The sequence below is a fragment of the Coleofasciculus sp. D1-CHI-01 genome, assembly GCF_040218875.1.
In the GTDB taxonomy this organism is placed as follows: domain Bacteria; phylum Cyanobacteriota; class Cyanobacteriia; order Cyanobacteriales; family Coleofasciculaceae; genus Coleofasciculus.
Genome location: NZ_JAVJQP010000072.1, coordinates 16,265 through 30,262, shown reverse-complemented (window position 1 = coordinate 30,262; position 13,998 = coordinate 16,265). Strand labels below are relative to the sequence as shown.

Here is a 13,998-nt window from a genome sequence, read left to right as displayed (position 1 = left end):
TTTGTATAACTTATGACGTATGAATAAGGACGGGTTTTGTTGCTCAGTTATTAGTGACAAGCTAGCTTGATTTCCTAAAGGGAGTCCCTAAAATAGGCTTATATATATATATATAATTGATTACTTTTAGACATGACGACGGCTACGCCAGTAGCAGCTAAAACCGAGGGAACAAAAGCAGAACGTTTCATGTCAGTGCTGTTTAGGACTAGTTAACTCAATTCAATACTAGATAGTTGCTAGATGTGAGCAAAACCCTGAATTGCTTGCCATATCTGGCTTGAGCTTCATTGAATTCGCTCTATCGTTCACTATAAAGTATCCTTCGATACATGTCTATAAAGCTTCGATGAAGATATCCGGAAAATTAACCCTTAATTTAAAGTTTTGATGAAGATGCCTGAGATTCCCGTCAAAATCCGGTAAAAATGGTTACATTATTTCGGCTGAAAACCAGGTATAGTTTACCTTTGAGTATTAGACTCTGCTAAATAAGTGTTGTAGTGGGGGGAAGAGGAAGACTTCAGCCTGAGCGCGACTCGACGTCTCGACTGAAGACTTTGTATGACTAACGCTCAAAGTTTAGATCCCCCTAAATCCCCCTTAAAAAGGGGGACTTTGATTAATTTCTGGTTCCCCCCTTTTGAAGTTGATTAATTTCTGGTTCCCCCCTTTTGAAGGGGGATACTGCTGGTCATTAACGGAGGGGTCAGACCCCTCCCCAAACCCCTCCCCGCCACGGGGAGGGGCTTAGAGGCTCCCCCTTCCGTGCAATAAAAGCGAAGCATCCTCTGTCCTCCCTCCTCGCAGGGGGGAATGAGGGGGGTTGGGAAGGGGGCTGGGGGGTTAGGTTTTTCCAATTCGCCAGCAGTATCAAGGGGGGCTAGGGGGGATCTCTTATTAAGTAAGGGTTTCAGCCTTAAGTTGACACCAATGGTCTCGTCCGACAGTGATTATCCTCTACCAACTCATGCCCTATTCATGTACAGACGCGCCATGGCGCGTCTCTACTGCCAGGTTATCTCTGGCAATCCGCATCTTCACGAAGTAAGGCGCGGTTCATGAATCGCTACGTCTTGCCCAACCCGTTAAGCGCCAAACACTAACAAACAACGCCCCAGACACCAAAGCGCCCAAATTCCACTTCACCGAATTCTCCAGTAACCGTAAGCGCCGAGACTTTTTCTGGGATTGAGCTTCCTCCTGCATCCGCGTCTCACCCTGTTCCAAAAATGTCGAAAGCTGCTCCTTCACCTCAGCTAACTGCTCAGTACCTTGAATCTGTGGGGTGCGCCCTTGACTATCCAATTGACTAATCAGAAACTGCATCTGTTCTACAGTCGTCGCTTGTCCGAGTGCCTGTTTAACCTGTTGAATCTGCTCCTGCCGCTGTTCAACTTGCCGAGTAATTTGATCCGTGTTCCGCGCGTCCAGTCGGATTGTGTTCACCACACCCAAGGGAACCAGTAAAAAGAACAAAATCCCCACTAGCAACGCCAACCAGGACAAGATATTCAGAATGAGAGGTTCCCAGCGGATGCGTTGATCTCTCTCCCCTAAAAACACCAGCGCCAATCCCAGCAACGGTACGGGCACTCGTTCCACCAATTGCCCAAGCGTCTGAAATTCCCAAGCGGGATTCATAAACAGGGGAGGTACAAATATCTCTACGACATCGAAGAATGCCAAAATCAATAACCCATAGCCTATCCACCGCACCACTCCGATTGACTTGGATAAACCAGCGCTAAACTTCCACAGTTGGTCGATGGCAGGAACAAACTTATCTTTTTCTTCTGATTGCGTCATGGTTTTAAGTATTGGTTATTTGTCATTCGTCATTAGTCATTTGTCATTTGTCATACTCGCTCCCTTGAGAAGCAGGCTACGTCTTATGTCCGACATAATGATCACAACTAATTCATTGGTTAGCAGACTAATGACGTTTAACGTTCAATAGATTATCTCTTTTTCCCTACCTCTGGAAACAGATTGTCTAAATTATGCGTGGTAACTTGTTCGGCATTTAAACCATAATGTCAAGAATGGGGAAATCCTTGTAGTGTGTTTAGCGAAGCCATGCCGCAGGCTTTGCATCTTGCTCACTACCTATACAAAATTTCAATGCATGCCAGCTTACGAATGTCAAGATGCGCTATAGCGCATCTCTACCGATGGCGGCAATGCCAACGACTCAACCTGGGAAACCCTAGTCGCTGACTTTCCTTGCCCTTTCTCAGCCAGAGTTACCAGAATGACTTTCAGCAACACCACGAGAACGGCACCAAAAATCAGCGCTAACACAAAAATCCGCACCTGTTTCCAGGACATTATGCCTCCTCAGTCTCCGGAGAACTCGTGTCCTCCAGCCGCAGCAGCAACCAGTAGAACACGCCGAAAACCATCACGGAAATCATGCCGAAGACTAGAGATCCTTCGCCTTCATGCCAGTATTTAAAGGCTTCCATATTTTGGGCATTTGCCAGCACCGCCATCAATGCCACCCGGAAGCTATTGACGACAAATCCGACAACCAACGCTATGAGTGGTACGAAATACTGCTTACGGCGAGCAATGGGAAACATAATCAGACAAATCACCGATAGTCCCAACACATACGTCATCGCTTCCATGCCGGAACAGCCATGATACACCTTAACGCCACCATCAGGCAGGTTAATAAAGACCTTATCGTACAGATCGACCTGAAAGCCCATATAGTGCAGCATGAACGCCGAAAATATAGCCGTGATTGGCGAAATATCTGGTATAAATGAGGCAATTGTAGCCGGTCCACCGAGAAAAAACAGGATGGTTATTTCTTGCCAGTATTGTTTGAATCCTTTAAACCCAGAGGCAAGTAACGCCACACCAATGGCAGAAATAAACGGCAGCAGTCGCAGTAACGGTGCCAGCCTTTGCACATTTTCGTTAGTTAGCCTCAACCCACTGATGCTGGCGCTGTACCAAAGGATAAAGCCAATGACTAACGCCCCAGCGATACTTGGGACAACTTCACTTTCCAGGTTTAACTCATGGCGTTTTCCCCAAAGTAGGGAACCAACCGCTAGCCAAAACAAGACACTCATGCCAAGTTGGGCTTCATCTCCGGCTTTCCAACTGAGTGTCATATAGATGGCAACTAAGCCAGCAGCGATCGCAAGTAGCCAATAGGGGGGGATTTTTAATCGTTGCAGGGGTGTGAGAGAGGTCGCTTTCATGGTGCTTTATGGGTAGAAACGATTAGAGAGAAAATTAGCCAAACTGAATGCCTATCATTACATCATTAAAGTCGATATCACTATCGTTTGTCAGGTCTTCCCAGGCAAATTCATTCGGGGACAGTCGCCAGAAGTTATCGATCCCATTAGGGTTCGCAGCAATGATTGAGAAAAAGGCTAAGGGCGAATTCCCCAGTAAATTGTCGGGGTTTTCCCGTAAAAACTGTTCCGTTGTGCCGTTTTGGATCAAATACCATCCTAAAACGCGATCGCTCTTCACATTCAGTGTCCGTTGCCCATTCCCTGTCTCTCCCGGTGCAACGATAACCTGGCGATTCGGCTGAGACAGGGCAGCTACAGCATAACCCGGATCACCAGGGACTAAATTACCGATTTGTCCGTTGGGCTGATCAAACAAAAATAAACCCAGTTCATGACTGATCACGCTATCTTGTGCCATCCAGTTGAAAATCAGGGGTCTCATCTCACCCAACTCCCCTGGCACAGTCCAATCAGCGTTACTCACGTTGAAGATAACATCATTAAAATCTTGATCGCCGCCACCCGTGAGATCTTCCCAAGCCAGTTGCACCATACCATCCCCCAACTCGGTACGTTGAACGTGGTTAAACTGATCAGGATTTGCCGCCGTGACGGAGAAAAAGGCAATGGTTTCCCCATCCAGACGATTGTCCGGATTCTCGGCTAGCCAGTCTGCCCGGGTACTATCCTGAATTAAATAAAACACCCAATACTCTCCCGCCTGGAGGCTCAAATCCACACCCTTACCTACATTCTCCCCCCGGGCAAATAATACCTGGCTCTCAGCACGAGTTAAGGCTTGCTGGGCATATCCTGGATCACCGGGGCGCACGCCATTCACTGTCCCCATGGCATCATCTACTCGCAAGACACCGACTTCATTTTTAAACTGGGCTTCTCGGAACGTCCAGTCGAACTGTAAGCGCACCGCTTCTCCGGGAGTTCCACCCACTTGAAAAACGCCCTGAGTTGAACCGATTTGTGCCAAATCCACTAAACCAACGGGTAGAGTAGGTGTTGGTGTAGGCGTCGGGGTATCATCAACAGCCGCGATCGCAATCTCAAAGCTCTCTTCAAAAGAGAAGCCATCGGCATCGGTACTGCGGACAGTAATCTGATAACTCTGATTGGTCTCAAAGTCTAAGTTAACACCATCGGCAACGAGCAATTTATTATCAGCGATCGCAAACCGTCCTCCGGCATCATCAATTAACGTGTAAGTATGGCGATCATCTGTATCTGGGTCAAGCGTCGTCAGCTCACCCACAACCTTCTCCTGTAACGTATTTTTAGCAATGGTTGTATTCGTTAAATTAATCTCTGTGGGTGGATTACCAATCGGAGTGGCTGGACTTTGCCAAACTGAGAAAAAGGCATCCTGATTACCACCCGAAGTACCCTGAAGCGGATTAACCGTAATCATATTTGTACCGGAATTTGTGGACACCATCGCCCGGATATCTCCAAACACCGCCACCCCATTCACCTCAGAACCCGATGGACTACCTCCCGACCAAAGTCCCACCAGTTCCCGTTGTTGGAAATCCTCACTTACCGCAATCACTGCCCCCTCAAAGCCACTGTAGGGTCCGACAGACATTCCATTAATTTGCAACTCAGAGCGATCGGGTAAAGAAGCACCGGCTTGACCCCCAATATAAACTCTACCATTGGCATCCGCCGTAATTGCATTAACCGCAAAGGAATTTCCTTTACCACTGGAAAGGCGGGTGAGGAAAATCTGACCCTGATTCAAAGTTCCTGTCGCCGGATTCAAGCGGGCAAAATAGGCAAATTTTCCGCCACCACTGTTCGATGTGTTTGTGTAGTTGTCGATATTCACATTACCAGCCGATTGGGTGATAGTTTCGGGATCGCGTTGAAAAACACTATTCCCGCCGTCCAAACTACCTGCAAAGTAAAGCTGATTATCTTGTCCAATCGCTACCCGTAACCCACGAGTATCTGCGCCTAAATTCTCTCCGGCGGCTTCATTAGCCGAAAAATTATAATTTTCCCAGTTAATCTCACCCGTGTAACTATAGCTGCGGAGTAAGGGAAGCTGTAAATTGGTACTTACCTGTCGATATCCGGTGACAAATACCGATGAGGTATTACTGTCAATCGCCACATCTGCAATCTGGGTTCCTGGGACAGTAAAGTTACCGATGGCAGTCCCCTGTGGATTATAAACTGTCACCTGTTTATCTGCGAGGACAGCAACTTGACCCTGCCCCGCCACCGCGACTCGTTGGGCGCTACCGGGATTAGCACTCCAGAGAACCTGACTGGCGTCACTATTGAGGGTTTTAACGCCAAAGTCACCGACAACGGTGATGTTGCCATTGGTGCGATTGAGATCCAAGTCATCCACATCAGCACCCACCTGAGTTACTGAGAGTCTCGTTTGTCCCGTAGAATCCAAACGGATGACTGTCCCCTGTCCATCTGCTAAACTCTGAGTCGGTGTTAGATCAAAATTCCCGCCAATCACAATGGTTCTGTCGGGGGCAATTTCCACCGCATTGCCACTGTCATCCCCATTTCCCCCCAAAAAACTGGCACTATTGACTGTTAGATTATTATCCACCGCATCCAGTACCGCCTGATACGCCGACTGCGCCCACATCTGCAACGCCACATCGGATTCAATGGTTCCCTGAGATACTTCCAACTCCCAATCCCCGCCCAAAGCTGCACTTCCCGTGCGATCGCTAGAAGCGGCGACATCTGCCCCTGTCAACTGACTCACCTGTTCGATGAACTGCTCTCCTAAGGCGGTTGCTGCCAGATTACAGCCATAGAACAGGATATCAGCCTCTGATGTTAATGCCCCTGCCCAGGTTTGCAACTGATTGGTATACGTATTCAGCGTATCCAGACTCAACTCTCCTGCGCCTAATTGCAACCCAGCCGACATACCATGGGAGATAATCTGAACACTGGATAGTCCTTGACGTTCTGCCAATACCTGAGTAATTTGGCTCACCCCATCCTGATCCGGTGTCAGCATGATTACTTCAGCCCCAGGGACAACCCCAGCCACTAAGGTTTCAGCGTCTGCAATCCCGGCGTCTACGAATACTAAAGTACTGTTGTGGGCGTTTCCAACATCCAATCCGGTAAGGAGATCTCGCCCTGTCGCCTTCTCTGATTCAGGGTTTAATGTCTCTGGAGAGTCTACGCTAGATAAGCGGTGTTCTAGAAACGGAACTGCCGCTTCAACGTCAATCACCGGATTATCTGCAAGTGGCTGTAACTCTGGGATATACGCCTCACCGACAAGACTGCGATCGCGGTTTGGTCTCCCATTGACTTCCCCGATTTGATTGAACCCTAGTCCCTCTGAGTATCCCGATACCCTGTCCGCCTCAGCGGATACGATCAACCCTGTTCCTGGTTCTATCAATTCCATCTGATGCACCCTATCATCGCCATTGCCACTCCAATCTAGCCTGAGGCATTAGGAAAGTGTGTAGGGGCGGGTTTCACTACTATCGTTGCTTCCCTCTCCCAGATGCGACTAAACCCGCCCCGCCTTCCTTGTCTCCTAACGAATGACGAATGACGTAGCTTGCTTCTCGCTTGCGCGAGTATGACGAATGACAACTTTAAAAAACGCAACATTATCGCGAGTGCTTCGCAAGAATATTTTACATTTTTTTGCTCTGATCTTGGTTAAGCTAAAAATAACAGAGAAATTCAAGGAAAAACTATGAATGCTGTTTTTGGGACTAGCACAAAACGACCCACCTGGCAAACGATTGCTCTGTTTGTCTTGGGTCTGTGGTTAAGTAGTAGCTTTATTTTAGATTTCGTGATCATGCCCACTCTGGGAACGGCTGGAATGTTGAACGACGCCAGTTTTGCCAGTGCGGGTTATTCGGTTTTCTGGATGTTTAATCGGATCGAGTTACTCTGTGCCGCTTTAGTTTTAACCAGCCTTTTGGCAATACGTGGCACATCTAATCTCTATCATCATGTCAGACGCTGGTCGATCCTATTATCTGGGCTTCTGTTAGCAATTGCTATCATTAATACCTACATCATGACGCCCCAGATGAGCGCTCTAGCGATGCAACTGAATCTGTTTGAGCCAGCAACGGGTATGGCAAGCGGAATGGTTGAGATGCATGAAGGCTATTGGTTCCTAGAAGCGATTAAGTTAATTGTCGGTGCGACTGTATTGGCTTGGTGTTATCACGATTCGCGAGAAATCGCTTAACAGGTTTTACCGTTGAACTACCAGATGTAGGATGTAGGGGCACGACATGTCGTGCCCCTTTTGGTGTGATACTTAGGGTGAAAATCAATATTATTCGACGTTCGACAATTGACAACGCTGAACCGCTCCGGCTGACTCTCCCCTGATTCGACGTATCGCGACTTCCAATTCACTCAAATCTTCTTGTAAAGCGCAATACTGAACTTGTAGAGTCTGTAATGTGTCAACTTCCACTGTCTTGCGCTCTTCTAACTGACGCAGTTCAGTTCGAGCCGTCGCGATTCGTTGTTCGGTGGTTTGGATTTCGCCTTGTAATGTACTTAAACGCTGTTGTACGGTGCGGAATTCACGGCGAGAGACTTCCAGGCGTTCTTGAGCCGTTTCGATTTCACCACGTACTGCTACCAGTTGGACTTCTAAGCTTTGGCGTTCACTTTGGAGTGATTCAACTCTGGCTTCGGCGCTGCTAACCTCTTGTCGCACTTCAACTAACCGTTGTTGAGATTGTCGCACCGAAGATTGAGAGGCTTCCAGACGTTCTTGAACGGTTTCGATTTCCTCCCGTACCGCTACCAGTCTTGCTTCTAAGGTTTGGCGTTCACGTTGGAGTGATTCAAATTCTATCTGTGCAGTACTAATCTCTTCCCGAACTTCAACTAACTGTTGTTGAGATTGTCGCACCGAAGATTGAGAGGCTTCCAGGCGTTCTTGAGACACCTCAATTTCCTCCCGTACCGCCACCAGTCTGGCTTCTAAGGTTTGGCGTTCACTCTGTAGGGATGTCAGTTGGGCTTGAGCGCTACTAACTTCCTCTCGCACTTCGACTAACCGTTGTTGAGATTGGCGCACAGATGCTTGAGAGGTTTCCAGACGTTCTTGAGAGGTTTCAATTTCCTCCTGTATCGCTACCAGTCTCGCCTCTCGACTTTGGCGTTCACTTTGGAGTGATGTCAATTCGACTTGAGCGCTGCTAACTTCCTCGCGAACTTCGACTAACTGTTGTTGAGATTGGCGCACAGATGCTTGGGAGGCTTCCAGACGTTCTTGAGAGGTTTCAATTTCCTCCCGTACCTCAACCAGTCTCGCTTCTAAGGTTTGGCGTTCACTTTGTAAAGATGTCAGTTGGGCTTGAGCGCTGGTAATCTCCTCTCGCACTTCAACTAACCGTTGTTGAGATTGGCGCACCGCCGCTTGAGCGGATGAGAGTTGGGCTTGGGCGGTTTGAATCTCTTCTCGAATGGCGATTAACGGTTGTCGAGATTCCCGGATTTCGACTTGGAAGGATTCGAGTTGAGCTTGAGCGGTTTGAATTTCTTCGCGCAGGGCGACTAATCGCTGTTGCGATTGACGCACTTGAGATTGGGAGGATTCAAATTGGGCGGTTACGGTTTGGCGTTCATTCCGCAGCACCTCTAATCGGGCTTCGGCGGTGCGAATCTCTGTTTGCAGCGCCACGAGTCGTTGTTGGGCGCTACGAACCTCGGTGGTAGATTCGCCAGAGGTGGTGAGAATAGAGAGTAAGGTGGTTACTTCTAAATCAGTTGAATCATAACTCACCGCTCGTTCTAAAGACGCGATCGCTTGCTCATAACGTTCTAATTGATACAATGCTAATCCCCGTCGTTTCCAGGCGAGGGCGTTTCGCGGTTCAATTTCTATGGCTTGGTTACAACTGGCTACCGCGTCTTGATATCGTTCGAGTTTATACAATGCGGCGGCGCGTTCTACCCACACTGACGCCATCTGCTCATTCGTTTGCAAAAGTTGGTCATAGATTGAGATCGCTTGATTATACTCTCGCAACTCATAAGACAGCACTTGGGCAATTTTTTTGGGGATGACGGTGGAAATTAAGGTTTGTTCATACTCCGATTCGGCGTTTAAGGTTAAGGTTTGTTGCCAAGTTGTCACCGCCGCCTGATAACGTTGGAGTTCGTATAAGGCTTGTCCTTTTTTATACTGAGCTAAAAGATAACTGGGCTGAAGTCGAATCGCTTCATCGTAGGATGCGATCGCGCTTTCATTCTGTCCCCAACTGCTGAATATCTCACCGCGCCAATACCACGCCAAGAACGCCTCTGGCTCAATTTGCACGATCCGATCGAGGATCGCGATCGCCTCACGATATTTACCCACACCCCGTAACTGGCTCACCTGTTGCCACAATTGATCCAGCAGTTGGGCTTGTGCGATCGGCATTTCCGTGGGAGTGCGATCGAACTCCATGGGTTCAATCGGGGTTTGCACCGTCGCACTGGCGATTCCACCAGTCATCAATGTCGCTAAGGCTACGCCTATCTGAACCGGGATTTTTGACATACTGACTCCTCAGACCTCAAGATACCATCAACGAGCATAACTCTGTTGATAGTTTAAATAATGTATAACTTTATCAAGTTCTTTGTTTATATACTACTTTTACTTAATAAATCCGTAATATCTTAGCAGAAGTTTAAGAAGTAGTTATTCCTAAAGAGAGCGTAGACTGTTTTTTAGCGACGCAATCATCATCATTTGTCATTGGCTCCTATTGACAGACAAACTCAATTACCCCAGACGCGATCGCACCAATTTAGTTACTCTTTTCCCACTTTACGCAATATAGCAGTTCCCCAGCCAATGTGGTACACCCAACAGTAGGGGCACCATCCTTGCGCCCTTGGCACAGTAGCTCACCAGACCGGGAAATGCTATAGTATTATCTTTGAGGTTGAGACAAACGAACAAACGAGAATCGCGGTATAAATGCTTGAACTTTACCAGCGCGTCGTTCTATCTCGCAACCTTCCAGAACATCATCTGCAAAAAGGTGACGTTCTTACCCTAGTTGATTATGTGCCTCATTCTAGCGGTGATGAAGATGGCTATATTTTGGAAGTTTTTAATGCTGTAGGTGAATCCATTAATGTAATTGCTGTGCCGATGTCCGCCGTTCAACCCTTGAAAAATAATGAAATTCTCACCGTTCGTTCTCTAGCTTAGGCAAGTTAATAAAACTCCCTTACTCGTTTTAAATCAAAACCGGAAAAGCTATCAGGTAGAGAGTTTTACGGGTCTGGGTTAGGGGAGGCGATCAATGTCCGACTACTTATAGTATTTTGGAACCAATGTATCCAATAATTATTTTACCTGGTCCTAAGTCAACTGAAAAATGAAGTCGCCAAGCTCCTGGCGTCATGCGAACATGAAAACTGAAGATACGTTCGTTACCATCAGGACAGACAAAGGTGAACTTCTTTCTCAACTGCTGAAGCCTTGTCTCACTTTCTGGACTAGCCTTGCTCGGTAATTGATCTGGATTAAATGAGCCGGATGTCCAACTTTTACAATAGTTTTCCAGCTCAAATAATCTTTTGACAACTTGTCGTAGTATTGGGTTACCAGTACCAATCTTTCGTAGTTGCTGGTTAACGGTTTCACAAAAAATTAGAGAAGGAAAAAGTTCACTTCTCCGGTTCCACAGATCTATTCCATCACGAACACTTGTCCTAAGACGATTCTGTATCCAAGGAGTATGTTCCTGTATATGTTCAACTTTGCTAGCATGAAAAACTGTTATTGTTTCTGAATTGAAAGTTTCTTCATCTTCAAGCAAAGTCGCTTCTAAAACTAAATGACTAAACTCCCATTGAGGTTCTGATTGGATGCTTAGAGCAAGAGACTCAAGCAAGTAAGCAATTTTCAGACCTTCAGTTGATTCTCCCTCAAAGTAAAAATCTGACAGGAGGTTTCTATCCTCAATCTCAGAATTTTGAAGATCTGCCAAGAAAGGAGTTTTTGTAGATAAGAGAATAAATCGTGATTTTTCTCGATCCACATTTCTATCAACAAGCCAATCAGATAAAGAATAGTCAGGTGCAAGTACAGTAGCGTAAAACTGACTATGAGTGCGAAGAATAGGATTTACGCCGAGTTCAGCCGCTGTTTGTGCGGTAGTAATCAGATCTGACATCCGTTGTCGAGCAGCTTGAATATTATCAGCCGGAATTCGCAAGGACAGCTCGTTCAATACCATTTCTAAATCCATGGTTTACGCATCCCTCGGTTTTAGTAATGTCATTAAACTTTTATCCCATTCATCAAAGAAACCATCGGGCCAGTAATCAATTCGTCCATTTTGATCAATCCGTGGGGATATTACTTCGGTGTAAATTTGTCGATCTTTTTCTTTGCGATCAAAATAGTGCAACTGAACATCATTGGGTTCAAGTTTTCCACCATGAACAGCTAGACGAATCCCATTTAAAACATGGTCACTATGAGTTTCTATGACAACTTGAACCCCACAACTAGCAGCAAGTGCCAATAATTCACCCATTTTTGATTGCCCTTTAGGATGAAGATGCGCTTCTGGATTTTCCAGTAAAATTAGTGTACCTGGAGGAGATGAAAGTACGGCGACAATAATGGGTAAAGTGTAAGTAATGCCAAAACCAACATTAGTAGCACGGTAGGGGTTACTGAGTCCGTAAGAATATTGAAAATTCACCAAATCCATATCTTGGTTTGACTTGATTTCAATTCGTGTACCTGGGCTAACTTCTCCCATCCATGCCTCGACCTGATCTTTTAGATCAAGTGACTTTGCCTCTGGATGGCTCAAATTACTGTTAGGAATATTTTTATCTCTATAAGTTGAGAGAAAATGTGCTGTGTATTCCCCCCTGGTGCCAATTTGCTCATGTTGTCGTACTTGAAAATCCGATATCTCGAAGTATGTCCGGGGACCAATACGTTCGGCTTGAATATAGTGGAACTTATCGCCGAAAAGACTTGATTTATAGACATCAGAAGCCGTTTGGGGTGAGGAAAGATCTATTACATCTGCCTCGCGGTTGTAGTCGAAACGCCATCTTCCCTGCGTGTCATCTTCCCATAGCAGATCAAAACCGATTACATCATCTTTTGCCGCCTCAAAAAGTGCATCTTGAGCTGTACCAATACAAACCAAATCCCCGTTGAGAGCCAAACCTTGTTCTGGCAATAAATCTTGCTGATAAGATTGACGCAATAAAAGAAGTGCTTGTATAACTGAAGACTTACCTGTACTGTTAAGACCAGAAAGTAATGTTAAAGTTTTAAACTTAAGCATCTGGTCTTCAAAAGCCTTAAAGTTTTTCAATTGAAGTGAACTAATCATGATAGAACAGTTTGAACGATTTTTTCGACTATCTCAAATCTATAGCTAACCTTTTCAGAAGCCTGAGATATGGAATGGAAAAACTCAGCATCATTTTCACTATAACTCACAAATTCTTGAATTAACTTATCCTTGCGCTGTTTAAGAATTTCAAGTTTTGGATCATTGAGTTTGCTTAATGTAACTGACCAAACCTCAAACAAGGCTTTATTGAGAGGTTGTTTTTTTTCTTGATTTTTAATGATTTTGCGAAAAGAATTTTCTTTAAAAATAGAATAAGCTGCTTTTAGAGAACGAAGAAATTTACATTCAATATCGTCAAGTTCTTTTGTTTCCATCTTGTTGATTTTTGCCATGGCTTCATTAAAAAAATAATCTCTGCCCTCTTTAACATTATAATCTTGATATGGGGTCAGAAAGAAAGCAACAAATCCCAAAACAAATTCATGATCATCCATGCGTTCTTGCTTTCTCTTACCAATGCTGGTAGCCTGTTGAAACTCCTTAGATTTTGCTAGCTTATCTAAAAACTTTGTTGCAGATCCTGGATTTATTGCATGACGTAATTCTTGGGGAGATAGAGGCAAACCTCCTGTGTTAATTCGTCGAAAAATGTTGTACTTTACTTTAGATGGAGTTCCTTTTTCAATTAAATATACAGTTAGGACTGTTTCATCGATTCTTCGCTGATAATTGCGCGGCAACTCATCATAATTTTTACCGTTAAAATTAGTGAGAAATTCTAAATTATTTAATTTAAGAGTTTTATCAATAGCAAATTGCTTCAGAGTACTTAACCGCTGCAAACCATCGATAACTAACCATTTATCTTCATTAGTAGCATCCATGTAGAAGGCTGGTAATGGTATACGAATAAGAATAGACTCAATGAGCCTGCTTTTTGCCTTATTGTTCCAAATGTTAGCGTTACGCTGAAAATCAGGAGCTAAATTAATCTCATCAAATTTAATTCTCTTAAGCACTAAATCAATAGTCATGGGTCGCGTATCAACCCTGATTTGACTGGGATCAAATGGAGTTGTAATTACCTCGTCTTCTGGCTCAATATCATCCTCCTCTGAGTTAATCCATGTAGCTTCATCACTATTACTGTCTTCGTTAGTGAATTCTAAGTTCAGGTTATTTGGCTCTGTCACAATGGTTACTCCTAATCTAATCTCATTTAATCTATTTAATGCCTTGTACTTTCATCAGCTATATATAAAATCTGAGTAGACAGTTTTTAACAGCGATCGCGGATTAAATTGCTGATAGAGTAGTATGCCGATTTTCCAGGTAGTTCTGGAAATCTTCCCCGACTTCACGAATATCTGAATAATCATGTTCCACTGCTCGCTGGGCAAGCCTTT

General features: G+C 45.3%; 10 protein-coding genes. 2 read left to right on the top strand and 8 right to left on the bottom strand.

Annotated elements, in window-relative coordinates; genetic code table 11:
- Positions 1-1,059: 1,059 nt before the first annotated feature.
- From hpsJ-A to RIB93_RS13185, 4 genes are all read right to left on the bottom strand, one after another.
- Positions 1,060-1,809 carry an HpsJ-like protein, cyanoexosortase A-associated gene (gene hpsJ-A / locus RIB93_RS13200; protein ID WP_446373220.1) on the bottom strand — a complete coding sequence of 250 codons (750 nt, stop codon included), beginning with the start codon at positions 1,807-1,809 and terminating at the stop codon, positions 1,060-1,062.
- A gap of 336 nt (positions 1,810-2,145) precedes the next feature.
- Positions 2,146-2,331, bottom strand: a complete 186-nt coding sequence (locus tag RIB93_RS13195; RefSeq protein ID WP_446373219.1) for a hypothetical protein — start codon at positions 2,329-2,331, stop codon at positions 2,146-2,148.
- Entirely contained in the window at positions 2,331-3,221 is an 891-nt protein-coding gene (gene crtA / locus RIB93_RS13190; RefSeq protein WP_446373218.1) for a cyanoexosortase A, read from the bottom strand. Before crtA ends, RIB93_RS13195 begins: the two co-directional genes overlap by 1 nt.
- 34 nt (positions 3,222-3,255) lie before the next feature.
- Positions 3,256-6,678, bottom strand: coding sequence for a DUF4347 domain-containing protein (locus RIB93_RS13185; RefSeq protein ID WP_446373217.1), 3,423 nt, complete (start codon positions 6,676-6,678; stop codon positions 3,256-3,258).
- 300 nt (positions 6,679-6,978) lie between these two features.
- Here RIB93_RS13185 and RIB93_RS13180 point away from each other — a divergent pair, with 300 nt between their 5' ends.
- Entirely contained in the window at positions 6,979-7,488 is a 510-nt protein-coding gene (locus tag RIB93_RS13180) for a DUF4149 domain-containing protein (protein WP_446373216.1), read from the top strand.
- 90 nt (positions 7,489-7,578) lie between these two features.
- Here the strand turns inward: RIB93_RS13180 and RIB93_RS13175 are convergent, their stop codons facing one another.
- Positions 7,579-9,807: a tetratricopeptide repeat protein gene (locus RIB93_RS13175; protein ID WP_446373215.1), complete on the bottom strand. Its 2,229-nt coding sequence runs from the start codon at positions 9,805-9,807 to the stop codon at positions 7,579-7,581.
- 426 nt (positions 9,808-10,233) lie between these two features.
- Between RIB93_RS13175 and RIB93_RS13170 the strand changes: the two genes are divergently transcribed.
- Positions 10,234-10,470, top strand: coding sequence for a DUF4926 domain-containing protein (locus RIB93_RS13170; protein WP_446373214.1), 237 nt, complete (start codon positions 10,234-10,236; stop codon positions 10,468-10,470).
- Positions 10,471-10,576: 106 nt separating this feature from the next.
- Here the strand turns inward: RIB93_RS13170 and RIB93_RS13165 are convergent, their stop codons facing one another.
- Genes RIB93_RS13165 through RIB93_RS13155 form a run of 3 tightly spaced genes read right to left on the bottom strand, consistent with a single transcriptional unit; the run spans position 10,577 to position 13,785 of the window.
- A complete protein-coding gene (locus tag RIB93_RS13165; RefSeq protein ID WP_446373213.1) occupies positions 10,577-11,515 on the bottom strand; it encodes a hypothetical protein in 939 nt (312 codons plus the stop codon).
- A 3-nt stretch (positions 11,516-11,518) separates the two neighbouring features.
- Positions 11,519-12,628, bottom strand: a complete 1,110-nt coding sequence (locus RIB93_RS13160) for an AAA family ATPase (protein ID WP_446373212.1) — start codon at positions 12,626-12,628, stop codon at positions 11,519-11,521.
- Positions 12,625-13,785: a DUF262 domain-containing protein gene (locus RIB93_RS13155; RefSeq protein WP_446373211.1), complete on the bottom strand. Its 1,161-nt coding sequence runs from the start codon at positions 13,783-13,785 to the stop codon at positions 12,625-12,627. The genes RIB93_RS13160 and RIB93_RS13155 overlap by 4 nt, the downstream gene beginning before the upstream one ends.
- Positions 13,786-13,998 lie beyond the last annotated feature (213 nt).

Bases quoted from the DNA above. Each gene is read 5' to 3' on its own strand.
- RIB93_RS13165 (WP_446373213.1), bottom strand. From the start codon at position 11,515: ATGGATTTAGAAATGGTATTGAACGAGCTGTCCTTGCGAATTCCGGCT.
- RIB93_RS13185 (WP_446373217.1), bottom strand. From the start codon at position 6,678: ATGGAATTGATAGAACCAGGAACAGGGTTGATCGTATCCGCTGAGGCG.
- hpsJ-A (WP_446373220.1), bottom strand. From the start codon at position 1,809: ATGACGCAATCAGAAGAAAAAGATAAGTTTGTTCCTGCCATCGACCAA.
- RIB93_RS13160 (WP_446373212.1), bottom strand. From the start codon at position 12,628: ATGATTAGTTCACTTCAATTGAAAAACTTTAAGGCTTTTGAAGACCAG.
- crtA (WP_446373218.1), bottom strand. From the start codon at position 3,221: ATGAAAGCGACCTCTCTCACACCCCTGCAACGATTAAAAATCCCCCCC.
- RIB93_RS13175 (WP_446373215.1), bottom strand. From the start codon at position 9,807: ATGTCAAAAATCCCGGTTCAGATAGGCGTAGCCTTAGCGACATTGATG.
- RIB93_RS13180 (WP_446373216.1), top strand. From the start codon at position 6,979: ATGAATGCTGTTTTTGGGACTAGCACAAAACGACCCACCTGGCAAACG.
- RIB93_RS13195 (WP_446373219.1), bottom strand. From the start codon at position 2,331: ATGTCCTGGAAACAGGTGCGGATTTTTGTGTTAGCGCTGATTTTTGGT.
- RIB93_RS13170 (WP_446373214.1), top strand. From the start codon at position 10,234: ATGCTTGAACTTTACCAGCGCGTCGTTCTATCTCGCAACCTTCCAGAA.